Origin of the sequence: Secundilactobacillus yichangensis (assembly GCF_016861565.1) — a bacterium.
Lineage (GTDB): Bacteria > Bacillota > Bacilli > Lactobacillales > Lactobacillaceae > Secundilactobacillus > Secundilactobacillus yichangensis.
The window spans coordinates 270,172-291,304 of record NZ_BOLK01000001.1 but is presented as its reverse complement, the minus strand read 5'-3'; the positions used below and the strand labels follow the sequence as shown (position 1 = coordinate 291,304).

Here is a 21,133-nt window from a genome sequence, read left to right as displayed (position 1 = left end):
TAAGAGAACCCCCTAAGCAATAGACGTCAGGTCTGTTTCTCAGAGGGTTCTCTTGATGTATAAGTGTTTTTATTACTAGATTATTGGTGAGCTGAACGGCTCTTACGCGCAGCCCGTTTCCGGTTTTCTTCAAACCGTTCTTCTTCGTCTTCGATTGGTTCAACAACCTTTTTCTTGAATGATAAAGCTGCACCTGCGACTGCGCCCAGAGTAGCGACAGTGCCAAATAAAAATCCTTTGATGAAATGCTTCATTGTTAAAGGCCCCCTAACAGGTTAAAATATGATTTGTTACCTACATTATGCAGGTTTTAGGGTTAAAATTCCAGTAATTAACAAAATTATAGCGGAGTGATCAATTTGAAAAAAGTACTGGCCATTATAGGGCCAACGGCGGTTGGCAAGACCGCATTATCCTTAGAACTGGCGAAAAAGTTTCATGGCGAAATTATTTCTGGCGATTCAATGCAGGTGTATCGCGGCTTAGATATTGGCACTGCCAAAATTATGCCAGCGGAACGGCAAAATATTCCGCACTATTTAATCGATATTCGAAATGTTGATCAACGTTACTCGGTGGCTGATTTTGTCAGGGAAAGTCAGCGGCTGATCGACGAAATCACGGCTCGCGGCGGCTTACCGATGATCGTAGGCGGCACCGGCTTTTACCTTAAAGCGCTACTATATAATATGCAGCTAGGTGGCGATCACTTTGAGCAGTCAGAAAAAGTCAGGAAGAAGTGGCACGATTATGCCAAAGTTCACGGGCAGCAAGCACTATGGGAGCATTTAAAGCAAGTTGATCCGGATGCCGCTGAAAAGATCCCAGTGACGAACGAACGGCGGGTGGTTCGGGCACTGGAAGTCTATGAACGAACGGGGAAGCTGTTTTCAAAACAGCAAACAAGCTTGCAGCCTAGATACGATGCCTTTATTGTTGGCTTAAATACGGATCGGGCGAAGGTTTATGAACGAATCAATACCCGGGTCGACCAGATGCTGTACACGGGTTTAATCGACGAAGCCCGACAGCTGTTTGAAGACGGCGGTGAACAGTGGCAATCAGGAAAAGGCATTGGCTACCGGGAGCTCTTCCCATACTTTAAGCACGAGGTGACGAAAGAAGCTGCCATTGAAAAAATCAAACAGGATACTAGGCATTACGCTAAGCGGCAGCTCACGTGGTTCCGGCACCAAGTTCCTGTACACTGGTACGATATTATTACCGATTCAACTGTTAAAAGTGACATTGGTATGGCTGTTTCTGCGTGGCTGGAAAAATGATGTAATAAAACATAACATGAAGTGTTGACAGGCAAACGAATAGTGGTATGATTAAAGCTGTTAGAGGGAGGTGAGTGCAATGGCAGAAAAAGAACTACAACGATCAAAATCAGTTTTGCCAATTGGTACAGTCATGAAGTTAACTGATTTGACGGCCCGTCAGATTCGTTATTATGAGGAACAGCAACTAGTGATTCCGAAACGAACGGAAGGCAATCGGCGAATGTATTCGTTGAATGATATTGATAAGTTACTTGAAATCAAAGATTATCTCAATGATGGCATCAACATGGCTGGCATTAAGGCAATTTATGCCCAGCAGAAAAAGCGGGCAGATGATTTGCAAAATGAGTCGTTGACTGATAATGATGTTCGTCGGATTCTTCATGATGAATTTCTCAATATTAGCGGCCTTGAGCCTAATTCTGGCTCTTCATTGCATCCACAGCGGCCTCTAAAGTAACAACTTCATGTTAACTGTTAATCCAATCTATCATTCAAGGAGCGATTTTATGCCAAAACACGATTACACCAAAGACGACATTCGTCAAATGGCTAAGGCCGAAGATGTCCAGTTTTTACGATTAATGTTTACGGATCTATTTGGAACGATTAAAAACGTTGAAGTCCCTATTTCACAACTGGAAAAGTTACTCGACAACAAGTTAATGTTTGATGGTTCTTCAATCGATGGCTTTGTTCGAATTGAAGAAAGTGATATGTATCTGTATCCTGACTTATCAACTTGGATGATTTTTCCTTGGAGCAGTGATCGCGGTAAAATCGCACGTGTTATCTGTGAAGTTTACACGCCAGATAATAAGCCATTTGAAGGTGATCCTCGGAACAACTTGATTCGTGTCCTGGGTGATATGCGTAAGGCTGGGTTCACCGATTTCAACATTGGACCAGAACCTGAATTCTTCCTATTTAAGATGGATGATAACGGCAAGCCAACCACTGATTTAAACGACCAAGGGTCATACTTCGATATGGCACCAATGGACATGGGTGAAAATTGCCGTCGTGAAATTGTGCTAACCCTTGAAGACATGGGTTTTGACGTTGAAGCAGCTCACCATGAAGTGGCACCAGGCCAACACGAAATTGATTTCAAGTATGCCGATGCACTGCACGCTGCTGATAACATTCAAACCTTCAAGCTGGTTGTTAAAACGGTTGCTCGTAAGTTTGGTTTGTACGCAACCTTCATGCCAAAACCGTTGGCTGGAATTAACGGTTCCGGGATGCATTTGAACATGTCACTCTTCCATGATAAGGGCAATGCCTTTTACGATGAAAAGGGTGATATTCAACTATCACAAGATGCTTACTACTTCTTAGGCGGTTTGTTAAAGCATGCTCGCAGCTTTACCGCAATTTGCAACCCAACGGTCAACTCATACAAGCGGTTAGTTCCAGGTTACGAAGCCCCTGTTTACGTTGCTTGGTCAGGTTCGAACCGTTCGCCATTGATTCGGGTACCAAGCTCTCGCGGCTTATCTACTCGACTTGAACTTCGGAGTGTTGATCCTACTGCTAACCCATACTTAGCCATTGCTGCTGTTTTGGAAGCCGGCTTAGACGGCTTGAAGAATAAGATCGTACCCGAAAAGAGTGTTGACCGTAACATCTACCGGATGGATGACAAGGAACGTACTGAAAGCCACATTACCAACTTGCCTGATACGTTGCACAATGCACTTAAGGACTTGACGGCTGATGAAGTGATGCGCAAAGCTATGGGTCCGCATCTTTACGCCAGCTTCATTGAAGCCAAGAATTTGGAATACGATGCTTACCGTACCCAAGTTTCAAAGTGGGAACGCGATCAGTACCTTGAGTTATACTAAACTAAACAATTTTTAAAAAGTGAATCATAAATAGTCTGTTGACCAGTTAATTACCGGTAAACAGGCTATTTTAGTCGTTTAAAAAATATTAATCTTGCAGTTATACAGGCGGCGCCATGATAACCTCAAAGATTTCTTTTAAATATCAACTTTTTCTTTAAAACCGCTTTATTAATCATAAATTATCATTTAAGATTAAAGTATATACAGTGAGAAATAACAATCGAGGGATTATATATGCCGAATAATAATGAAGAAGCAAATCAAGAAGTAACGCCAGGTCAGGCTCAGCTTGACTCATCTATTACCCAAAAAATAGATTATTTACAGACGCTGCAATCAGCTTTACACGATCATGATGATCGTCAGATCTATGAACTGATCGATAAAACACGTTATGATCGGGAGGTTAAGAAATCTCGTTCGACAACTAAGACCCAGCACTTAGCCGATTTAGTGGCCGATGATCACGAACAGTTAAGTCATTATTTAAGTGAAAACTTAATTGATTATCTTGGTAAGACCTACCCGTTTTTCTATTATGATGAAGTGAGAAACGGTGAATTTGATATTTACTTTGGTAACTGGTGGGATCGGCGCAAGTTCGGTAAGCTGGACGTTTTAAACGTGGCCTTTGAGTTTGATGATACGGAGTATGCCAAGTTGAAACGTGCTTTTGAGCTGGATGCACTTAACCAGCGTTATAATACTGAAAACATTGCTGAAATCTCCGCTAATAGTGCAGAGTTGCAGAAGCTAATTGATGGTCAAGATGAACGTGATCACCAAAAGGAAGATTTGCGCAAACAGCTTAAAGAAGTGAGTCAAAAGAGCACGTTACCTTGGGATTCCGGTAAGGTTAAAGAAGAACGTCAAGGCATCGTTGATCAACTGTCAAAGCTTGCTGATGATGATGAAGAAGCCATCAATGCTAACAAGAAGATCAAAGAAAATGATGAAAAGATTTTGAGCTTATCAAAAGAAGATACTATTTTGACTTATGAGAAACAAAGCATCCAGCAGAAATTTGAAGACTTTTCACACTTTGAATCGCATAATCAAAGTCTATATACGGATTACCTGACGAATTTAATTGGTAAAGGGCAGGTGAATGCTGATGATTAATGAAAAAGATCCGTCAACGCTAAGTACAAGCGGACGTTTACTGTCTTATAATAACGCGGTTAAAGAGGGATTGAAGACCGGTCAGCACTTCACCGAACTAATGGATCAACTAATTAACACAAAAGTTCCGAAGGAATTAGTTGATGCCGCGCAGGCACTGTCTGTTTTCGTCTTGGATAGCGACTACGTTACTTTCCCGCATCAGTATAATAATGCCGATTACTACCTGATTTTCATGAGCAGACTGCTAGAACTGCATGATCAAGGCGAAGAAATTACACTGGAGTCACACGAAGATAATCAGCATCTCACCCAGCAAATTGCAGCACTGGGAGACTTAGGTGTATTCGCGTTTGTTGCTGCTAACGATTCTACTGGTGGCGTATACTATCGCGATCAGGTGACAGGCGAAACCCTCTTCTATTTGAACCTTAAACGACGGATGATGCGGGTCAACAGCAGTGCCATTACGAAACTGTTTATTGAAACGTATGCTGACAAGCTAGAGAAGGATCATTTATTGTCCGCAACCGACTTGCTAATAGCATTTGGCCAAGCGTTGAAAACCGACTTCGGATTCGATGTTGACTTCAACTTGTTAGATACAAATAATAATGAATTCTACGCTTTTCAGACCAGTAATCTTTCTGGCGAAATTGTGGATAAATTATTTGTGGCTGCGGCAGAAGAAAGTTACATGCTTAAGCATGATAAAGATGGGGCTGTTTTGGAACTCGCTTCTGACCTGAAGCTCAAAATTGCCAGTCATAACGCAACCGGCGGGGCAGCCTGGGGACTTTACATCTCAGATGAAGATCAAAAGGTTTCCTGGTTCAAAGTCTTGCTGGAATTCCCATTCTTACGTAAATGGTATCTTGAAAACATTGACGATCTGCAGATTCGTTCAGACAACTTAGTCTTTTAGTAGGGGTGACATATTGACACTTGATTTAGCAGATTTATTACAGACAGCTATTCAGAGGCGAAATGAGTTTAACTACGAGCACAAAGTTGCAGTGAGTCCAGAAGAGGGCTTAAGAGTTGACTATGTTGCGCTCAACGTTTCCCTAGCTCATTTATCGGATTTAATGGGCTGGTTTAAATTAGGCCAAGAAACGGCGACTGTTTCCAGCGAGGAACTCCTGCAGGCGTACGTTGAAGTACTTAACCACACCTTCCAAGTAGCTGCTCGTCAAACTTGGTCACATTTGATCGTTATGAAACCAGAAGAGTTAGAGAAGTTAAAACAAAAGCGGCCAGCCAAGAGCTTGAGCCAGCAGTATTTGTCAATTTCACATTTCCTGGATCAGTCGTTTATTGAGCGGCAGCAAGTGGCATTTCGCCATGCCTGGCACTTGATCCTGAAGTTGGGACTAGTAGATTTAAATTTCACTGAAGATCAGATTCAAGACGCATTTTTAAAGCTAGATAACTAAAAAAGCCCGTTTATCGAACTGATAAACGGGTTCTTTTTTAGGCTAAAAATGCTTAGCTAATGTGTAGTAATTTGAAAAATAATTGCACGTAAGCGCGCTTCGGTGTTGTAACGAGGTGCTTTGATTGAGCACGCTGACGGCTTGCGCTGAGATACAATTCCCATGCGCCGGCAAATATAAATAAGCCGATAATAAATGAGATGAAAATCATCGCAATCCCCCCATAAAATAAGATTTCAATTACGTTACAACTACATTATGGTTTTGTGACAGTGAATTTGCAAGCTATTTTATTCAAAAAGTTTGGCGATACAGGTAATTAATTGAATGTCGCAGTTAGCTTTAAAAGTAATAGCTGTATATAACAAAAACTGTTATATTAGGAATTAAAGACCAGTATTTTATAAGAGAATAGACGGTTTCAGTATTAAAATTAGTGATAAAAAATAAGTAAAAAAACCAAGTAAACCAAAATAACGTGATTGTTAATCCATTTTTATCACGCTACTTTGATTTACTTGGAAATAAAATTACGATTCAGTTAAAAATGCGGCAAGAGAGATTCGAACCCTCGACCTACGGTTTAGAAGACCGTTGCTCTATCCAGCTGAGCTATTGCCGCATAACAATAAAACAACACGTATAATTATATGTGAATAAAGGGACTAAGTCAATTAGAAATGGCTCTTATTCATTAAAAAAACTAATATTTATTCGACAATAATCGGGGTAAACTTTGGTTGTTTACTTGAAAAATTCAATTACTTTCCCTCTAAACGGGTGAAATCTGGTAAAAATATGCATGGATATTAAAGTTTTTATCCATTTTTCTCACAATTTAATCGAATACAATTGAAATAATGTAGCGCCCCTGATAAAATAAGTTCAAGTCAATCAATTAGAATTAACCGTACCTTTGGAGTGGCATGGTTTAATTTTAATGAGATGTTAACACCGGTTGACTAGGTATATTGTTTGGTTGTAGGTAGGCATTAAAAAATTTTGTGGGGCGACCAATGGAGGGGCGTCGCCTGCACTAAAGGATGGGGAACGCTATGAGTAGAATGATTGAGATGAAAGGCAAGCAATTTGGACGCTTGACGGTGATTCGGCAGAACGGGCAGGATCCTAAAAATGCTGATTTGCTGTGGGAATGCCGTTGCAGCTGTGGCAATATCGTGACGGTGGATGGTTCCAGACTCCGCGGTGGATATGTCAGGTCTTGTGGCTGCTTACGTCGTGAATTAGCCCGTGAACGGTACACTAAAAATAAGGGTTTTACCAAGAATATGGGGAACCCTCAAAACTTACGTAATAGTGACGGCATTATGGTTTCTTCTATTAAAGAGTCGCAACGAAATACATCCGGTGTTGTTGGTGTGTCATACGACAAAGCCACTGAACGCTGGTTAGCGCGTTTAATGTACAAAGGTCGTTATGTATTGCTTAAGAGCTTTGATACTAAGGCGGAAGCAGTTGAGGCCCGTAAACAAGCCGAAAAAATGTACTGGCATAAAACAAAACAGGATCGCCAAACAGTAGGGTAGAATCTTGTAAATAATTGGTTAATTGACAAGTTTTGTCATAAATATTCTATTAAAAGAGTGCTGAACTTTTTTCAGCACTCTTTTATTGTGTCGTTAATTGTTTAGTTAATGAATTTTACAGCTGTTCCATAAGCGGCAACTGATTGCATATCGGTTCCAATGGAACCCGAATCAAAGCGCATCATGACCACGGCATCCGCACCAAGGTCAACGGCGTTCTTTCGCAACCGCTGAATTGCTACGTCCCTTGCTTCAATTAGCATCTTAGTATAATCCTTGATTTCCCCACCAACAATGTTTTTTAAACCTGCACCAATATTGCGTACCACATTTTTGGATTGAGTCGTTAATCCAAAAACCTCGCCAATAATTTCGTACTCTTGACCAGGAATCTTTTCGGTTGTTGTAACGATAATTTCAGACACGTGAATGGCCCCCTTTAGTATGCATTTAGCTTACCATGGCGCCCTGGCAAAAACAATTGCTCAGGAGAAAATTTTGGTGACTTCACCTGCCGGAATCACACGCCGTTCGCTAGTTGCATCATCAAGGATAATTAGCTGACCCAAATCGTTGATATCAACGGCTTTTCCTGTTATTAAGGAACGACCAAGCTGAACTTGAATCCGCCGATTCATTAGAGTGAGACGGCGCTTGTAGTCACTCAGGAATTTTGCATTGGTATATGTCAGGCTAGCATTGTAGAGGTAATCAATCAAAACGATAAAAAAGCGTTGCCGGTCCGCGAGCGAAGGGGCTGATGTCAGCAGATTTCCCGCGATCGTGCTGATTTCTGGGGGAAATGTTTGCTGGAACAGGTTAATCCCCACACCCACGATAATGGAATGATGAGTACCTTGTTCAACCAATATCCCCGCAATTTTACGTTCGTGATGGTAGATGTCGTTGACCCATTTCACATCAACAGTAATATCGAAACAGTCTTTGATTGCTTGAACGATTGCCATAGCAAGGCTGGTTGTAAATAAGCCAACTTGCTGAGACTCGATTTTAAACTGCGGTAAAAGTAAAGTGACATATAAACCTCCACCAGCTGGGGAATAAAAGGCGCGCTCAAATTTACCGACGCCTGCGGTTTGCTGGTCAGCCCAAATTACACATGGATTCTGCAGCACTTGCGTTTGGCTGAGCTGTTTAGCATATTGGTTGGTTGAGCCAATTGCAGCAAAGTGGCTGAAGTTAATTTTAATTCCAATTCGCTGATTTAATTGTTTACTGATATCCGAATTGTTCATGATATACCTCCGCAATGTGATTATTATAGCATACCCAATCGACGCCATAATATAACACGGTAGTTTGATATTCAAAATATTAATAGGTTTAAAAATTCTTAAATAATTGATCTTATATCAGTAGAGAAGTGGTTTATCGGTGGGTTATGCCTTAAAATTACTTGACAGCGGCTCCAATTTTAGAATATGATACGACCATCAAATACTTTGATGTTTGAAATAGTTTTGAAGGAGGTGCTTTGCGACGTATGCAATTAACTTCTCAAGAGATTCAAAAGCTGATTCCTAACCGGTTTCCGATTTTTTACATGGATGGCGTGAAAGAACTTGTTGCTGGTGAATCAATCACGGCTATCAAGAATGTCACTGCCGATGAAAGCTTTGTGAACGGTTTTCGTCCTGGCGAGTATGTCATGCCACCAGCTTTGATTGTTGAATCACTTGCACAGGCAGCTTCGATTCTGATTTTGAAATCACCGGCCTTTGAGCATAAAACAGCTTATCTCGGCGGTATTTCTAAAGCGGAATTTCTGAAAGATGTTCATGCATCTGATCAGCTAGAGCTGAAAGTCAAAATGAAAAAGCAGCGCGACAACATGGGCGTTGTATCATGCGAGGCAGTAGTCGACGAAGAAGTTATTTTGACGGCTGAACTAATGTTTATCGTTGAGCCGGAAGAGACCGTGCGTTGACTGCTGTGATTCTCACTGCTATTATTTTGAGGTTGAAACTATTTGAGAATCAAAATGGGTGGTGAAACACATGGATTTTTCTAAGGCTAAGCGAATCAATCAATTATTAACAACGGTCTATGGCGACATTGTCCGGGTGGAAGAACTAGCACTAAGAAAGAGCCAGTTCAAAGATATTTCCATCAAAGAAGTGCACGCTGTAGATGCCATTTCAATGTATGAGCACAAAACGACTTCAGAGGTTGCTCGAGAGCTGCGCATTACTCCTGGAACCTTAACAACCATGGTGAATCATTTGGTCAGAAAAGATTATGTCCAACGAATCAGAAGTGATGACGATCGGCGGTTTGTCCGTTTGGGATTGACTCGCCGCGGCCGTTTGATCTACCGGGCACATGAATCTTTTCACCGTAAAATGGTTGAAAGCTTCGCTAAGGATATGGATGATGAACAACTTCAAATTATTGAAAAAGCGCTGTTAAATCTGGAAGCGTTTCTTGAATTCGCTTCGCCAACTCCAAATAAGTGAGGGGTTACTTAATGACAGGTATTCAAATTGTCCAAAGCGCTAACACTGTGCCGGAACGGGTCGTTTTAAATGATGAGCTGAATGCCTATATGGAAACTTCAGACGAATGGATCTCAACACGAACTGGTATCAAGCAGCGTCACGTGTCAACTGGACAAACCACCAGTGATTTATGTACTTCAGTTGCACAAAAATTACTGAATCAGGCGGGCTGGCAAGCATCGGACTTAGATTTTATTGTTGTGGCAACCATGTCACCGGACTATCAGACACCGGCGACAGCAGCCATCGTTCAAGGCAGGATAGGTGCCGCAAAAGCGTTTGCCTTTGATTTAAACGCCGCTTGTTCAGGCTTTATCTACGGCTTGAAAGTTGCAGAGGGTTTGCTGCAGGTTGCCGGTAATCGCGGCATGCTGATCGGTGGTGAAGTGTTATCCAAGCTGATTGACTGGCACGAACGATCGACCGCGGTTTTATTCGGCGATGGGGCAGCGGGGGTGCTGCTCGCGAATCGTGCAGAAAGTGGTTCAGCTTTTTTAGCAACTGACCTTCAAACTCTTGGTGACCTTGGTGATCGGCTGACAGCGGGTTATCAGCCCGTTGATTCCGTCTTTACAACGGATGCGACTGATGCCCATCGACGTTACTTTGAAATGGACGGCCGGGCGGTTTATAAGTTTGCCACCCACCAAGTCCCTGAATCAATTGAACGGGCGGTTCAAAAAGCTGGTCTATTAGTTCAGGACGTTGACTATTTTATTTTGCACCAGGCCAACCAGCGAATTATTGATCAAATTGCAAAACGGCTGGATCAGCCAAGCGATAAATTTTTATCGAATGTTGCTCGCTTTGGTAATACTTCAGCAGCCAGCATTCCAATCTTACTGGATGAAGTCATCCAGGACGGAACCCTTCAACGGGGTCAAACGATCGCGTTGAGCGGTTTCGGCGGCGGTTTAACCGTCGGCACACAAATTATTAAATACTAAATTAAATGATAACTAAGGAGCTCAATATTATGACTAACGACGAAATTTTCTCAAAAGTACAGGCAATTATCGTGGACCAAACTGGTGAAGATGCAGACAAGGTGACGATGACCACCAACATCAAACAAGATCTAGACGCTGATAGTTTGGATATTTTTGAAGTGATCAACGAAATTGAAGACGAATTTGATATTAAGATTGAAACTGAAGAGGGCATTGAAACGGTTTCTGATTTAGTTACCTTCGTTGAAAAGCAACTAGCAGCCAAGGATAAGGAGTAGAGATAGCCTTATGCAATTAGATCCATTTATGCAGTCATTAGGATTAAAATATCCGATTTTTCAAGGCGGTATGGCATGGGTCGCAGATGGCCGTTTAGCGGCCGCAGTATCAAACGCTGGCGGATTAGGTATAATTGGTGCCGGTCATGCATCCGGTGAAATTGTGGCGCAGGAAATTCAGCGCGCTAAATCACTGACTGATCGGCCGTTTGGTGTGAACGTGATGCTGTTATCTCCACACGTTGAAGACGTCGTAAAGGTAATCTTAGAAGCCCATGATAGTATTACCGTGGTCACCACCGGTGCTGGGGATCCATCTAAATACCTGCCAGAATTTAAAGCCGCGGATATTAAAGTGATTCCCGTTGTGGCCTCCGTTGCACAAGCAAAGCGGATGACGCGGGTTGGTGCAGATGCCGTAGTTGCTGAGGGTATGGAATCCGGCGGCCACATCGGCAAGCTGACAACCATGGCTTTAGTTCCCCAAGTAGTTGATGCCATTAACATTCCGGTAATCGCTGCCGGAGGGATTGCCGATGGCCGTGGATTAGCAGCAGCCTTCATGCTTGGCGCTGTGGGTGTTCAAATGGGCACCAGGTTCCTGGTAGCTTCCGAATCAAAGGTTCATCCCGACTATAAAAAAGCGGTGCTCAAAGCCAAGGATATCGATACTGTGATCACCGGTGAATATGCCGGTCATCCGGCCCGAGTTTTGAAGAATCCCATGGCCAAGAGATTTATGAGACTTGAAAAAAAGGAAGCTGCTAAAAGCAATCCAGACTTTAGTGAAGTCGAAGAGATTGGCAACGGCAGCCTGAAAACCGCTGTCTTAACCGGAGATCGTGAAAGCGGCGCTTATATGGCTGGCCAGGTAGCTGGTTTGGTTAAGCAATCGCAACCTGCCGCCGAGATTTTAGCTGATGTTTATCATCAAGCAACTGATTTGATGGGTGGTGACTAAACTGAAAGTCGGATTATTATTTAGCGGTCAAGGTGCTCAAAAAACGGGTATGGGTGAAGAGCTTTATCAGCAAAATGCGACTTACAAGGCCACCATTGACCATGCTAGTCAGATTCTGGATATTGATTTACCCAAACTATACTTTGACCCTGCCGCAACGGATCAGTTATCGGAAACGCGGTATACGCAGCCAGCCATCGTTGCTATGAGCTGTGCACTATATCAGGTAGTTAAAAATGAATTGCCAACCGTAACTGCGGGTATTGGCCTTAGTTTAGGTGAGTACAGTGCCCTTGCGACCAGCGGCTTTATGAGCACCGAACAAGCATTGAAACTGGTTCGACTGCGTGGTGAACTGATGCAGCAGGCAAGTGAAACTCAGCCAAGCAAAATGGTTGCTGTCATGAACGCTTCTATCGACTTGATTCAAGAAGCATGTGACTCAGTTAAAAAAACTGGCTTAGTTACGATTGCAAATATCAATACACCCAAGCAAGTCGTTATTGGCGGTGAAGTTGCTGCGGTAGACGCTGCGGTTGCTTACCTTGAGACCAAGGGGGTTAAACGACTAGTGCCACTTAAAGTTAGCGGTGCTTTCCATACCCCTCTGATGCAGCCCGCACAAGCAAAGTTACACGATGCATTAGCGAAGATTGACTGGACGGAAGGTACCTTTCCCGTGATCAGTACGACAACTGGAGAACCGTTTAAGACCGGTGAACTAACCCAGACGTTAACAGAGCAACTGGTGTCCACCACTAGATTCACGGATGCAATTCAACAATTGAATGGTCAAGTCGATACGGTTATTGAGTTAGGACCTGGTAAAACTTTGATGAGCTTTGCAAGAAAAACAGTTAAGGGGATTGACTATTATCATATTGATGATATCAAGACGCTCACTGAAACGCTGACAGCTTTAAGGGGTGAATAAGTTTGGATTTAACTGATAAAACGGTTTTGGTGACTGGCAGTACCCAGGGCATCGGGCTGGCTATCGCACAGGCCTTTGCTAAGCAGGGGGCCAATATTGTGATTAACGGTCGGCACGCTGCTTCACGAGAAGTGATCGAAGCCATTCAAGGAGAAAACGTTACCTGCTGGGATCTTTCAGCTGATATCACTGATCCGGATGCCGTTCAAAAAATGATCGATAGCATTTACGAAAAAACGGACCACTTAGATATCGTGGTTAATAATGCGGGCATCGTCAATGACAAGCTGCTTAACCGGATGAGTGAGACTGATTTCAGTCAGGTCATCAACACAAACTTAACGGGTACTTTTAACGTGATCAAAGCTTGCCTGCGACCAATGTATAAGGCACGCAAGGGTGCGTTTATCAACATGGCCAGCGTAATCGGTTTAACGGGCAATATCGGCCAAGCCAACTACGCCGCTAGCAAAGCTGGCATCATTGGCCTGACTAAATCTGTAGCTAAAGAAGCCGCACTACGCGGCCTGCGATGCAATGCAATTGCACCTGGCATGATTGATACCGCAATGACAGCACAGCTAGCCGATAAAGTGAAAGCAGAAATTTTACAGCAAATTCCGCTAAAACGTCTGGGCTCAACTGATGAAGTGGCTCAAGTCGCAATCTTTTTAGCTGAAAATGACTATATCACGGGTCAGACCATCACCGTTGATGGCGGCCTAACGATGCAATAAGGAGCGAGAGTATGACGAGAGTGGTAATTACAGGAATGGGCGCGTTGACACCAATCGGCAATAGTGTGCCGGAGTTTGAAGCTGGTTTACAGGCTTCAAAGGTTGGCTTTCAACGGATTACACATTTTGATGCTAGTGATACCGGGATTACTTTAGCTGGTGAATTACAGAATTTTGACCCGTTAAAGCGCTTGGGTAAAAAGGATCTGCGTCGGATGGATGCCTTTAGTCAATACGCCATGTACGCGGCCTCAGAAGCCGTTGAACAGGCTGGTATCGACGAAACAAACACTGACCCCGAAAGCATGGGTGTGATTTACGGTTCAGGGATCGGCGGCTTGACCACCATTCAAGAGCAAGTCATCAAGATGCATGACAAAGGGCCGCAGAGAGTTTCACCAATGTTTGTTCCAACCGCAATTTCCAATATGGCCTCCGGTAACATGGCCATTCGCTACCACGCTAAAAACATTTGTACGACCATTGTTACGGCCTGTGCCTCCGGAACTAACGCCATTGGCGAAGCCTTCCGGCAAATCAAAGAAGGCCGGGCGCAAGTGATGCTCACCGGTGGCTCTGAAGCTTCGGTTAACGAAATTGGAATTGCCGGATTTGCGGCCTTATCAACGTTATCTAAGGCAACCGACCCCACAAAAGCATCGCTGCCGTTCGATGCAAATCGGCTGGGTTTCGTCATGGGCGAAGGCGCCGGCACCTTGGTATTGGAATCATTAGAACACGCTCAAAAACGCGGTGCTAAAATTTTAGGCGAAATTGTCGGCTACGGCGCCACCGCTGACGCCTATCACATGACTTCACCGGATCCCGAAGGTACCCAGGCCGCGCGGGCAATGCAGCTGGCGATTGACGAAGCGGGGGTTAAACCCGCTGAAGTTGGTTATATTAACGCCCACGGTACCGCTACGATGGGCAATGATAGCGCTGAATCCAAGGCCATTAATACCGTCTTTGGTCGGGATAGCGATGTGCTGGTGTCCAGCACCAAGTCCATGACGGGTCACCTTCTGGGAGCTGCTGGCGCCATTGAAGCAGTAGCTACAATAGGCGCACTGCAATCGGGTAAGTTGCCGGAAAATGTCGGCCTGATGAACCAAGATCCTGAATGTCAGGTCAACTTGGTGAACGCTGATAATTGTGACCGCCAAACTGACTATGCAATCAGTAATTCATTTGGTTTTGGGGGACATAACGCCGTTTTGGCATTTAGAAAGTGGGCGGAATAATGACACTTGAAGAAATCCAGGCAATTATTCGTCAAATCAATGACAGTGATATTCGGGAAATCAACCTTGATTATCAAGACATCCACCTGTATTTGAATAAAAACGAGAATAGTCATCAAACTGCGGAAACGGTAAGTCAAACGCCCGCACCTGCTAAGAATGAGAAGCCTTCCAGGGAGGCCCAGCCGGCCGAACCAACCGAAAACCAGCCGACTGAACCAGCGAAGGCAGAAGCAACGACCATCAAAGCACCGCTGGTTGGTGTGATTTACCTTCAGCCATCACCTGATAAGCCTGCCTACAAAAAGGTTGGCGACCACGTGAGCGCCGGTGAAGTGGTCTGCGTGATTGAAGCAATGAAAATGATGACTGAAATCAAGAGTAAGGTGGATGGCACCATCTCGAAAATCCTGGTTGAAAATGAAGAAGTGGTTGAATACGATCAGCCATTGTTTGAAGTGACTAAATGAGGTGACAAAATTTGTCAGAAGAAGCAGAAAAACACGAATTAGACGTTGTTGAGATCCAGAAAATTTTACCGCACAGATACCCAATGTTATTGGTTGACCGAGTGCTTGATTATGTGCCAGGCGAAAAGGTGATTGCCAGAAAGAACGTTTCGGTTAACGAAGCCTTCTTCCAAGGTCACTTTCCCGGCAACCCGGTTATGCCCGGTGTCTTAATCGTTGAAGCAATGGCACAAGCTGGTGCAATCGCACTGCTGACCGTTCCAGAATTCAAGGGGAAAACCGCTTATTTTGGCGGCATGAACAAGGTGAAGTTCCGTCAAATGGTTAAACCAGGAGATACTTTAACTTTGGAAGTGACCTTGGAAAAAATCCGTGGGCACGCCGGATTAGGACACGGTGAGGCTTACGTGGACGGTAAAAAAGTTTGCTCAGGAGATCTCACCTTTATGATTGGGTAGGTGAATAATATGTTTAGTAAGGTCTTAATCGCCAATCGCGGCGAAATCGCGGTGCGGATTATTCGCGCTCTGCGAGAATTAAACGTTCAGTCAGTAGCGGTTTATTCAACCGCGGACGCGGATGCTCAGTACGTTAAGTTGGCGGATGAAGCGGTCTGCGTTGGTGGCCCGCAACCCGCTGATTCTTACTTGAATATGCAAAATATTGTGAGTGCTGCTGTTCTCACGGGGGCTGAAGCAATTCATCCGGGATATGGTTTTTTGTCTGAAAATGAGGAATTTGCCGAGCTGTGTGAGACCTGTCATATTACGTTTATCGGTCCTAAACCAGAAACGATTTCTTTGATGGGCAATAAAGCCAATGCCAGAAGTCAAATGCAAGCTGGTAACGTTCCGGTGATTCCGGGCAGCACAGGCTTTTTGAAGGATGAAGCTGACGCCGTTAAGGTTGCTAGTGAGGTCGGTTATCCCGTCATGCTAAAAGCCGCCTCCGGTGGTGGCGGCAAGGGAATTCGCCGGGTTCAAAACGAGGGCGAAATGCGAGCAGCCTACCAGTCAGCAACTAAGGAAGCACAGCTTTCCTTTGGTGACCAGCGGATGTATCTGGAGAAGATCGTTGCACCAGCCAAACATATTGAAGTACAGGTCTTTGCAGATCAATTTGGACACGTGACAGCATTTCCTGAACGGGACTGTTCACTGCAGCGCCGGCAGCAAAAGGTGCTGGAACTGAGTCCGTGTCCGGTAATGACGGAACAGGAGCGACAAGAGCTACAAGCCATTGCAATTCGCGCGACTAAAACCATCAAGTACTTAAACACGGGGACCATTGAATTTTTGATGGATAATGAACACCACTTTTACTTTATGGAAATGAATACCAGAATTCAGGTAGAACACCCAATCACGGAAGCTGTGAGCGGTATCGACTTAGTTAAGGAACAAGTCAGAGTTGCCGCGGGGGAGGCTTTGTCATTTAAACAGTCAGATTTAACGCCTAAGGGCTTTGCGGTTGAAGCGCGGGTCAACGCAGAAGACCCCGCCTTGAACTTCATGCCGCAAGCTGGGGTAGTTAAGCAACTGAAATTACCTGGTGGACCTGGTATTCGTGTTGACAGTGGGATTCAAGCTGGGGATATGATTTCACCGTTCTATGATTCGATGATTGTGAAAATCATTGCCCACGCCGACACGTATCAAGAGGCACTGAAAAAGCTCATTGAGGCACTAGACGAATTTGAATTGGACGGGATTGCTACTAACCAAAGCTTTTTAGCAGCCTTGTTAGCAGATCCGGTTGTGCAGCAGGGAACTGCCACCACGGATTACGTGACTAAACAATTCATGGCAAAATTTACGAAACACGTTGTGCGGGAGGTGTCATAGATGTCTTTTGGGGAACACGTTAAGCGGTTCTCATCACGTTCCGTTTCAATGTTGAAACACTATCAGGCAAAAGTACCTAGTGGCATCTGGCAGGAATGCCCGCATTGCCATGCCAGTTTTTACTTTAAACGGGCGGGACAATACCGGGTCTGTCCCGAGTGCGGATATGGTTTTCGGGTGACGGCCCACCGTCGTTTAAAGATGCTGACAAAACACTTTGAAGAGTGGGATGCTGATCTAGAAACCAAGGATCCAACTGAATTTCCAGACTACGACCGTAAAATTAAAAAAGCCCAGTCGGTGACCCACCTTAAGGATGGTGTACTGACGGGTAAGGCAACCATCGGTAATTATCCGGTTGCTTTAGGGATCATGGATCCCCTATTTATTATGGGCAGTTTGGGGACTGCTAACGGTGAACGAATCACCCGAATGTTTGAGAAAGCCACCGAACAGCAGCTGCCAGTCATTTTACTGACGGCTTCTGGTGGCGCCAGAATGCAGGAAGGCATCTATTCTCTAATGCAGATGGCGAAGATCAGCCAGGCCGTTAATGACCATGCAGCTGCTGGTTTAGCCTACATCTCAGTGATCATGGATCCCACTACTGGTGGGGTAACCGCTAGCTTTGCCAGCCAAGCCGATATTACGCTGGCTGAACCCAAAGCACTGTTTGGCTTTACTGGTAAACGGGTGATTGAACAAACCATCAATAAACAGCTACCGAATGATTTTCAAAGCGTGGAAAATAGCTATAAACGCGGCTTTATTGATGAAATCGTGCCCCGTGAGCGAATGGCTGAACGGCTCAGCCAATTGCTGGGCATTCTAGAAGCTCAAAAGTGGGGTGAGGCGTAATGGCGGATACACAATCAGTGATTGCCGGTGCTAGAAGTGATCGTAAGGCGAATATTTATGAAATTATTGATCAATTATTTACGGACTTTTTTGAAATGCATGGCGATCAAGTATCTGGCGATGACCAGGCAATCGTTGCTGGCCTAGCTAAACTAGCGAATCATCCCGTTGCCGTGATTGCCACTCAAAAGGGTAACAACCTAGAAGACCGAATGGCTACGCATTTTGGCAGCCCGGAACCGTTGGGCTACCGTAAATCCTTACGGGTAATGAAGCTGGCGGAAAAATTAAACTTTCCTATTATTACGTTGATCAACACTCCAGGGGCATATCCAGGAGCGGATGCCGAAGCTTCCGGTCAGGGTCAGATGATTGCCAAAAACATCAGTGAAATGTTAAAGTTAAAGGTGCCAATTTTAACGCTGATTATCGGTGAAGCCGGTTCTGGCGGTGCGTTAGCGCTGGCCTGTTCGGATCAGATTTGGATGTTTGAAAACAGTATGTATTCCGTGCTTTCACCAGAGGGGTTTGCTTCGATTATGTGGAAGGATGCGCACCTTGCGGACAAGGCAGCTAAACTAATGCGGTTAACACCGGATTGGCTGTTAAAACAGCACGCCATTCACCGGGTAATCCCAGAAAATATGCTGACTGACGGCTCGTTAAAAATTGCGATGAGCAGCACGATTCGTGATTTGAGTCATCAAAACGTGAGTGAGTTACTCAAAAAACGAGCAGCTTTCTTTAGAAGATTTTAGCAGTTTGTTGATTCTAAGGGTTGACGGATGCCTTTAAGTTTTGTAAAATACAGTTTGTTGTATTTGTGGGCTTCCACAGCTGCAACCGCACGAGCCAAGTATTAAGTCTGCTCAGCAGCGCTTGTTCTCGGCGAGTCTAAGTGTTAAATAAAAAGGAGGTGCACATACATGTACGCAATTATCGTAACTGGCGGTAAGCAATACCGCGTTCAACAAGGCGAAGCAGTCTACGTTGAAAAGCTTAATGCTAATGCTGGCGACAAGGTTACTTTTGACCAAGTTGTCTTTGTTGGCGGCGATTCAACTAAGATTGGTACACCTTTAGTTTCAGGTGCTTCAGTCACTGGAACCGTTGAAAAACAAGGCCAAGAAAAGAAGGTTGTTACCTTCAAGTACAAGCCTAAGAAGGGTCAACACACGAAGGTTGGTCATCGTCAACCATACACCAAGGTTGTTATTGATGCTATCAACGCTTAATATCTGTGGGTGATCGCTTATGATTCAAGCAGCATTTGACTACGATAATGACGATCGGATCATTGGGTTTAAACTAACGGGTCACGCCGACAGCGGTCCTTACGGTAGCGATATCGTTTGTTCTGCCGTGTCAGCCTTATCTATTAGCACAGTGAACGGTTTGGTAGCCGTGGCTTCTATTAAGCCAGTAGTGGTTGCTAAGCAAGCGGAAGGCGGCTTTTTAAGTCTCCGGATGCCTCCGGTCGATGACTATATTCTGGATCGAATCAGTCAAGCGTTATTGCAAAGTTTTCAAAATGGACTTTTAGATGTCGAAAAACAATATTCGAAGTATATTCGAATCAACTAATCTTTTGTGGAGGTGAAACTCATGCTAGAAATGAACTTACAATTCTTCTCTCACCATAAAGGGGGCGGTTCTACTGCCAACGGTCGTAACTCTGCCGGACGTCGTCTCGGTACGAAGGCTGCTGACGGTTCAACTGTAACCGGTGGCTCAATCCTTTACCGCCAACGTGGTACGCACATTTATCCAGGTGCTAACGTTTTGCGGGGCAATGACGATACTTTGTATTCAAAGATCGACGGTGTCGTTCGCTTCGAACGTAAGGGCCGTGATAAGCGCCAAGTTTCCGTTTATCCTGTAACAGAAGCTGCAGCAAGATAATGAAAAAGGCCCCTAGGGGCCTTTTTTATTTGACTTAATCAGGCTTAGAAAGGCGGCTTATGATGATTAATCGGCTTAAACAGCTTCAAGCACAGTTTAAGGGGCTGCGCATTGATGCATTTTTAGTGACCAACGCGGTTAATAAGGCTTATTTAACTGGTTTTGACGGTGACGGTGTCATTTTAGTGACGGCAAATCAAACTTATGTTATTACTGACTCGAGGTATGAAACTGCTTTGGCAGCAATGCCGCATGATTTTGACGTGATTATCACGCGATACTATTTAGAAGCTGCTGCTCAGCAAGTCAAAAAGCAGCAAATCACCGTTTTAGGTTTCGAAGACAGCATTCCGTTTCACGATTACGATCGAATTGATGAACTTATGAATTCGGATATTGTGCCAATGACGAATTTGATCGAACAAATGCGTGAAGTTAAATCCGAGGATGAGCTTCAGATACTTGAGCATGCCTGCAAGACGACGGTCGAAGGTTTTAACACCCTTTTGCCGCTGATCAAACCCGGTGTAACGGAACGCTACCTTGCCAACCAACTAGATGCCATTATGCGTAATTTGGGTGCTGAAAAGGCTAGCTTTGATACCATAGTGGCTAGCGGCAAACGAGCTGCACTGCCGCACGGTGCCGCAACCTCTAAAGCTATCCAGGCAGGTGAAATGATTACCATTGATTTTGGCTATGAGTTTGATGGCTATACGTCTGATTTAACCCGGACGGTGGCCTTAGGTGATCCTGGCGAGAAACTCAAGTCAGTTTATCGGGTTGTTCAACAAGCACAGCAGGTCATCATTAACGCCGTTAAGCCGGGAGTATCCGGACAACAGTTGGATCAGGTTGGCCGGGAGTTCATTACTTCCGCGGGCTACGGGAAATATTTCAACCACGGTACTGGCCACGGTATTGGGCTGGATATTCATGAAGGACCAGCGCTTTCCATGCGTTCGAATGATCACATGATGACCAATAACGTGATTACCGTTGAGCCCGGTATCTATCTGCCGAACCTGGGCGGTATCCGAATCGAGGACGATATTTTGGTCACGGAAGCCGGTCACCGCATTTTGACTGACGGTTCAAGGGACCTGGTTGTCCTGTAATTGCTAATTATTTGCGGGTGTAGCTTGCAATTGCCTGCACTTAATTGGTATTATTAGTAAGAATTATTTAGGAG

27 protein-coding genes, 1 tRNA gene and 1 other annotated feature are annotated in these 21,133 nt (G+C 44.5%); of the genes, 24 read left to right on the top strand and 4 right to left on the bottom strand.

The window, feature by feature from the left end; translation table 11 throughout:
- Window positions 1–80: 80 nt before the first annotated feature.
- Window positions 81–254 carry a DUF3042 family protein gene (locus JUE95_RS01385; RefSeq protein ID WP_203648653.1) on the bottom strand — a complete coding sequence of 58 codons (174 nt, stop codon included), beginning with the start codon at window positions 252–254 and terminating at the stop codon, window positions 81–83.
- Between the two features lie 105 nt (window positions 255–359).
- Here JUE95_RS01385 and miaA point away from each other — a divergent pair, with 105 nt between their 5' ends.
- From miaA to JUE95_RS01355, 6 genes are all read left to right on the top strand, one after another.
- Window positions 360–1,283, top strand: a complete 924-nt coding sequence (miaA, locus tag JUE95_RS01380) for a tRNA (adenosine(37)-N6)-dimethylallyltransferase MiaA (RefSeq protein WP_203648651.1) — start codon at window positions 360–362, stop codon at window positions 1,281–1,283.
- 79 nt (window positions 1,284–1,362) lie between these two features.
- On the top strand, window positions 1,363–1,746 hold the full coding sequence (locus tag JUE95_RS01375; protein ID WP_203648649.1) for a MerR family transcriptional regulator: 384 nt from the start codon (window positions 1,363–1,365) through the stop codon (window positions 1,744–1,746).
- A 49-nt stretch (window positions 1,747–1,795) separates the two neighbouring features.
- Window positions 1,796–3,136, top strand: a complete 1,341-nt coding sequence (glnA, locus tag JUE95_RS01370; RefSeq protein WP_203648647.1) for a type I glutamate--ammonia ligase — start codon at window positions 1,796–1,798, stop codon at window positions 3,134–3,136.
- 237 nt (window positions 3,137–3,373) lie between these two features.
- Window positions 3,374–4,261 carry an exonuclease SbcC gene (locus JUE95_RS01365; protein WP_203648645.1) on the top strand — a complete coding sequence of 296 codons (888 nt, stop codon included), beginning with the start codon at window positions 3,374–3,376 and terminating at the stop codon, window positions 4,259–4,261.
- Window positions 4,254–5,186, top strand: a complete 933-nt coding sequence (locus JUE95_RS01360; RefSeq protein ID WP_203648643.1) for a hypothetical protein — start codon at window positions 4,254–4,256, stop codon at window positions 5,184–5,186. Before JUE95_RS01365 ends, JUE95_RS01360 begins: the two co-directional genes overlap by 8 nt.
- Before the next feature lie 13 nt (window positions 5,187–5,199).
- Window positions 5,200–5,697 carry a hypothetical protein gene (locus JUE95_RS01355; protein WP_203648641.1) on the top strand — a complete coding sequence of 166 codons (498 nt, stop codon included), beginning with the start codon at window positions 5,200–5,202 and terminating at the stop codon, window positions 5,695–5,697.
- 548 nt (window positions 5,698–6,245) lie between these two features.
- Here JUE95_RS01355 and JUE95_RS01350 read toward each other — a convergent pair.
- Window positions 6,246–6,319, bottom strand: a tRNA-Arg gene (locus JUE95_RS01350).
- A gap of 433 nt (window positions 6,320–6,752) precedes the next feature.
- Here JUE95_RS01350 and JUE95_RS01345 point away from each other — a divergent pair.
- Entirely contained in the window at window positions 6,753–7,244 is a 492-nt protein-coding gene (locus JUE95_RS01345) for an AP2 domain-containing protein (RefSeq protein ID WP_203648639.1), read from the top strand.
- Between the two features lie 101 nt (window positions 7,245–7,345).
- Here JUE95_RS01345 and JUE95_RS01340 read toward each other — a convergent pair whose 3' ends face one another.
- Entirely contained in the window at window positions 7,346–7,669 is a 324-nt protein-coding gene (locus JUE95_RS01340; RefSeq protein ID WP_203648637.1) for a heavy metal-binding domain-containing protein, read from the bottom strand.
- A 60-nt stretch (window positions 7,670–7,729) separates the two neighbouring features.
- The gene (locus JUE95_RS01335) at window positions 7,730–8,500 is read right to left on the bottom strand and encodes a biotin--[acetyl-CoA-carboxylase] ligase (RefSeq protein WP_203648635.1); all 771 of its coding nucleotides are present in this window, start codon (window positions 8,498–8,500) and stop codon (window positions 7,730–7,732) included.
- A 248-nt stretch (window positions 8,501–8,748) separates the two neighbouring features.
- Here JUE95_RS01335 and fabZ (JUE95_RS01330) point away from each other — a divergent pair, with 248 nt between their 5' ends.
- From fabZ (JUE95_RS01330) to JUE95_RS01250, 17 genes are all read left to right on the top strand, one after another.
- Window positions 8,749–9,192 (top strand): 3-hydroxyacyl-ACP dehydratase FabZ, encoded by a 444-nt coding sequence (fabZ, locus tag JUE95_RS01330; protein ID WP_203648633.1) that lies wholly within the window; start codon window positions 8,749–8,751, stop codon window positions 9,190–9,192.
- 70 nt (window positions 9,193–9,262) lie between these two features.
- Window positions 9,263–9,721 carry a MarR family winged helix-turn-helix transcriptional regulator gene (locus JUE95_RS01325; protein WP_203648631.1) on the top strand — a complete coding sequence of 153 codons (459 nt, stop codon included), beginning with the start codon at window positions 9,263–9,265 and terminating at the stop codon, window positions 9,719–9,721.
- An 11-nt stretch (window positions 9,722–9,732) separates the two neighbouring features.
- Complete coding sequence (locus JUE95_RS01320) at window positions 9,733–10,710, top strand: beta-ketoacyl-ACP synthase III (RefSeq protein ID WP_203648629.1); 978 nt, start codon at window positions 9,733–9,735, stop codon at window positions 10,708–10,710.
- 29 nt (window positions 10,711–10,739) lie between these two features.
- Window positions 10,740–10,991, top strand: coding sequence for an acyl carrier protein (locus tag JUE95_RS01315; protein ID WP_203648627.1), 252 nt, complete (start codon window positions 10,740–10,742; stop codon window positions 10,989–10,991).
- Window positions 10,992–11,001: 10 nt separating this feature from the next.
- Window positions 11,002–11,952: an enoyl-[acyl-carrier-protein] reductase FabK gene (gene fabK / locus JUE95_RS01310; protein WP_203648625.1), complete on the top strand. Its 951-nt coding sequence runs from the start codon at window positions 11,002–11,004 to the stop codon at window positions 11,950–11,952.
- Window positions 11,945–12,886 (top strand): ACP S-malonyltransferase, encoded by a 942-nt coding sequence (gene fabD, locus JUE95_RS01305; protein WP_203648622.1) that lies wholly within the window; start codon window positions 11,945–11,947, stop codon window positions 12,884–12,886. The genes fabK and fabD overlap by 8 nt, the downstream gene beginning before the upstream one ends.
- A 2-nt stretch (window positions 12,887–12,888) precedes the next feature.
- Entirely contained in the window at window positions 12,889–13,623 is a 735-nt protein-coding gene (fabG, locus tag JUE95_RS01300; RefSeq protein ID WP_203648621.1) for a 3-oxoacyl-[acyl-carrier-protein] reductase, read from the top strand.
- 11 nt (window positions 13,624–13,634) lie between these two features.
- Window positions 13,635–14,867: a beta-ketoacyl-ACP synthase II gene (fabF, locus tag JUE95_RS01295; protein ID WP_203648619.1), complete on the top strand. Its 1,233-nt coding sequence runs from the start codon at window positions 13,635–13,637 to the stop codon at window positions 14,865–14,867.
- On the top strand, window positions 14,867–15,337 hold the full coding sequence (gene accB / locus JUE95_RS01290) for an acetyl-CoA carboxylase biotin carboxyl carrier protein (RefSeq protein WP_203648617.1): 471 nt from the start codon (window positions 14,867–14,869) through the stop codon (window positions 15,335–15,337). Before fabF ends, accB begins: the two co-directional genes overlap by 1 nt.
- An 11-nt stretch (window positions 15,338–15,348) precedes the next feature.
- Window positions 15,349–15,795 carry a 3-hydroxyacyl-ACP dehydratase FabZ gene (fabZ, locus tag JUE95_RS01285; RefSeq protein WP_268920898.1) on the top strand — a complete coding sequence of 149 codons (447 nt, stop codon included), beginning with the start codon at window positions 15,349–15,351 and terminating at the stop codon, window positions 15,793–15,795.
- Between the two features lie 9 nt (window positions 15,796–15,804).
- Window positions 15,805–17,181: an acetyl-CoA carboxylase biotin carboxylase subunit gene (locus JUE95_RS01280; RefSeq protein ID WP_203648615.1), complete on the top strand. Its 1,377-nt coding sequence runs from the start codon at window positions 15,805–15,807 to the stop codon at window positions 17,179–17,181.
- Complete coding sequence (locus tag JUE95_RS01275; protein ID WP_203648613.1) at window positions 17,182–18,039, top strand: acetyl-CoA carboxylase carboxyltransferase subunit beta; 858 nt, start codon at window positions 17,182–17,184, stop codon at window positions 18,037–18,039.
- On the top strand, window positions 18,039–18,797 hold the full coding sequence (locus JUE95_RS01270) for an acetyl-CoA carboxylase carboxyltransferase subunit alpha (protein ID WP_203648612.1): 759 nt from the start codon (window positions 18,039–18,041) through the stop codon (window positions 18,795–18,797). Before JUE95_RS01275 ends, JUE95_RS01270 begins: the two co-directional genes overlap by 1 nt.
- 73 nt (window positions 18,798–18,870) lie before the next feature.
- Window positions 18,871–18,945, top strand: a sequence feature (ribosomal protein L21 leader region).
- A 20-nt stretch (window positions 18,946–18,965) separates the two neighbouring features.
- On the top strand, window positions 18,966–19,274 hold the full coding sequence (gene rplU / locus JUE95_RS01265) for a 50S ribosomal protein L21 (protein ID WP_203648611.1): 309 nt from the start codon (window positions 18,966–18,968) through the stop codon (window positions 19,272–19,274).
- 19 nt (window positions 19,275–19,293) lie between these two features.
- Window positions 19,294–19,623, top strand: a complete 330-nt coding sequence (locus JUE95_RS01260) for a ribosomal-processing cysteine protease Prp (RefSeq protein ID WP_203648610.1) — start codon at window positions 19,294–19,296, stop codon at window positions 19,621–19,623.
- Window positions 19,624–19,644: 21 nt separating this feature from the next.
- Complete coding sequence (gene rpmA / locus JUE95_RS01255; protein WP_089087702.1) at window positions 19,645–19,941, top strand: 50S ribosomal protein L27; 297 nt, start codon at window positions 19,645–19,647, stop codon at window positions 19,939–19,941.
- Between the two features lie 59 nt (window positions 19,942–20,000).
- Window positions 20,001–21,059 carry a M24 family metallopeptidase gene (locus tag JUE95_RS01250; RefSeq protein WP_203648609.1) on the top strand — a complete coding sequence of 353 codons (1,059 nt, stop codon included), beginning with the start codon at window positions 20,001–20,003 and terminating at the stop codon, window positions 21,057–21,059.
- The last annotated feature ends 74 nt before the right edge of the window (window positions 21,060–21,133 follow it).

What these genes read in the sequence shown, in the direction of transcription:
- JUE95_RS01385 (WP_203648653.1), bottom strand. Translation starts at nt 254, where the DNA reads ATGAAGCATTTCATCAAAGGATTTTTATTTGGCACTGTCGCTACTCTG.
- JUE95_RS01375 (WP_203648649.1), top strand. Translation starts at nt 1,363, where the DNA reads ATGGCAGAAAAAGAACTACAACGATCAAAATCAGTTTTGCCAATTGGT.
- glnA (WP_203648647.1), top strand. Translation starts at nt 1,796, where the DNA reads ATGCCAAAACACGATTACACCAAAGACGACATTCGTCAAATGGCTAAG.
- JUE95_RS01365 (WP_203648645.1), top strand. Translation starts at nt 3,374, where the DNA reads ATGCCGAATAATAATGAAGAAGCAAATCAAGAAGTAACGCCAGGTCAG.
- JUE95_RS01360 (WP_203648643.1), top strand. Translation starts at nt 4,254, where the DNA reads ATGATTAATGAAAAAGATCCGTCAACGCTAAGTACAAGCGGACGTTTA.
- JUE95_RS01345 (WP_203648639.1), top strand. Translation starts at nt 6,753, where the DNA reads ATGAGTAGAATGATTGAGATGAAAGGCAAGCAATTTGGACGCTTGACG.
- JUE95_RS01335 (WP_203648635.1), bottom strand. Translation starts at nt 8,500, where the DNA reads ATGAACAATTCGGATATCAGTAAACAATTAAATCAGCGAATTGGAATT.
- fabZ (WP_203648633.1), top strand. Translation starts at nt 8,749, where the DNA reads ATGCAATTAACTTCTCAAGAGATTCAAAAGCTGATTCCTAACCGGTTT.
- JUE95_RS01325 (WP_203648631.1), top strand. Translation starts at nt 9,263, where the DNA reads ATGGATTTTTCTAAGGCTAAGCGAATCAATCAATTATTAACAACGGTC.
- JUE95_RS01320 (WP_203648629.1), top strand. Translation starts at nt 9,733, where the DNA reads ATGACAGGTATTCAAATTGTCCAAAGCGCTAACACTGTGCCGGAACGG.
- JUE95_RS01315 (WP_203648627.1), top strand. Translation starts at nt 10,740, where the DNA reads ATGACTAACGACGAAATTTTCTCAAAAGTACAGGCAATTATCGTGGAC.
- fabK (WP_203648625.1), top strand. Translation starts at nt 11,002, where the DNA reads ATGCAATTAGATCCATTTATGCAGTCATTAGGATTAAAATATCCGATT.
- fabF (WP_203648619.1), top strand. Translation starts at nt 13,635, where the DNA reads ATGACGAGAGTGGTAATTACAGGAATGGGCGCGTTGACACCAATCGGC.
- accB (WP_203648617.1), top strand. Translation starts at nt 14,867, where the DNA reads ATGACACTTGAAGAAATCCAGGCAATTATTCGTCAAATCAATGACAGT.
- JUE95_RS01280 (WP_203648615.1), top strand. Translation starts at nt 15,805, where the DNA reads ATGTTTAGTAAGGTCTTAATCGCCAATCGCGGCGAAATCGCGGTGCGG.
- JUE95_RS01275 (WP_203648613.1), top strand. Translation starts at nt 17,182, where the DNA reads ATGTCTTTTGGGGAACACGTTAAGCGGTTCTCATCACGTTCCGTTTCA.
- JUE95_RS01270 (WP_203648612.1), top strand. Translation starts at nt 18,039, where the DNA reads ATGGCGGATACACAATCAGTGATTGCCGGTGCTAGAAGTGATCGTAAG.
- rplU (WP_203648611.1), top strand. Translation starts at nt 18,966, where the DNA reads ATGTACGCAATTATCGTAACTGGCGGTAAGCAATACCGCGTTCAACAA.
- JUE95_RS01260 (WP_203648610.1), top strand. Translation starts at nt 19,294, where the DNA reads ATGATTCAAGCAGCATTTGACTACGATAATGACGATCGGATCATTGGG.
- rpmA (WP_089087702.1), top strand. Translation starts at nt 19,645, where the DNA reads ATGCTAGAAATGAACTTACAATTCTTCTCTCACCATAAAGGGGGCGGT.
- JUE95_RS01250 (WP_203648609.1), top strand. Translation starts at nt 20,001, where the DNA reads ATGATGATTAATCGGCTTAAACAGCTTCAAGCACAGTTTAAGGGGCTG.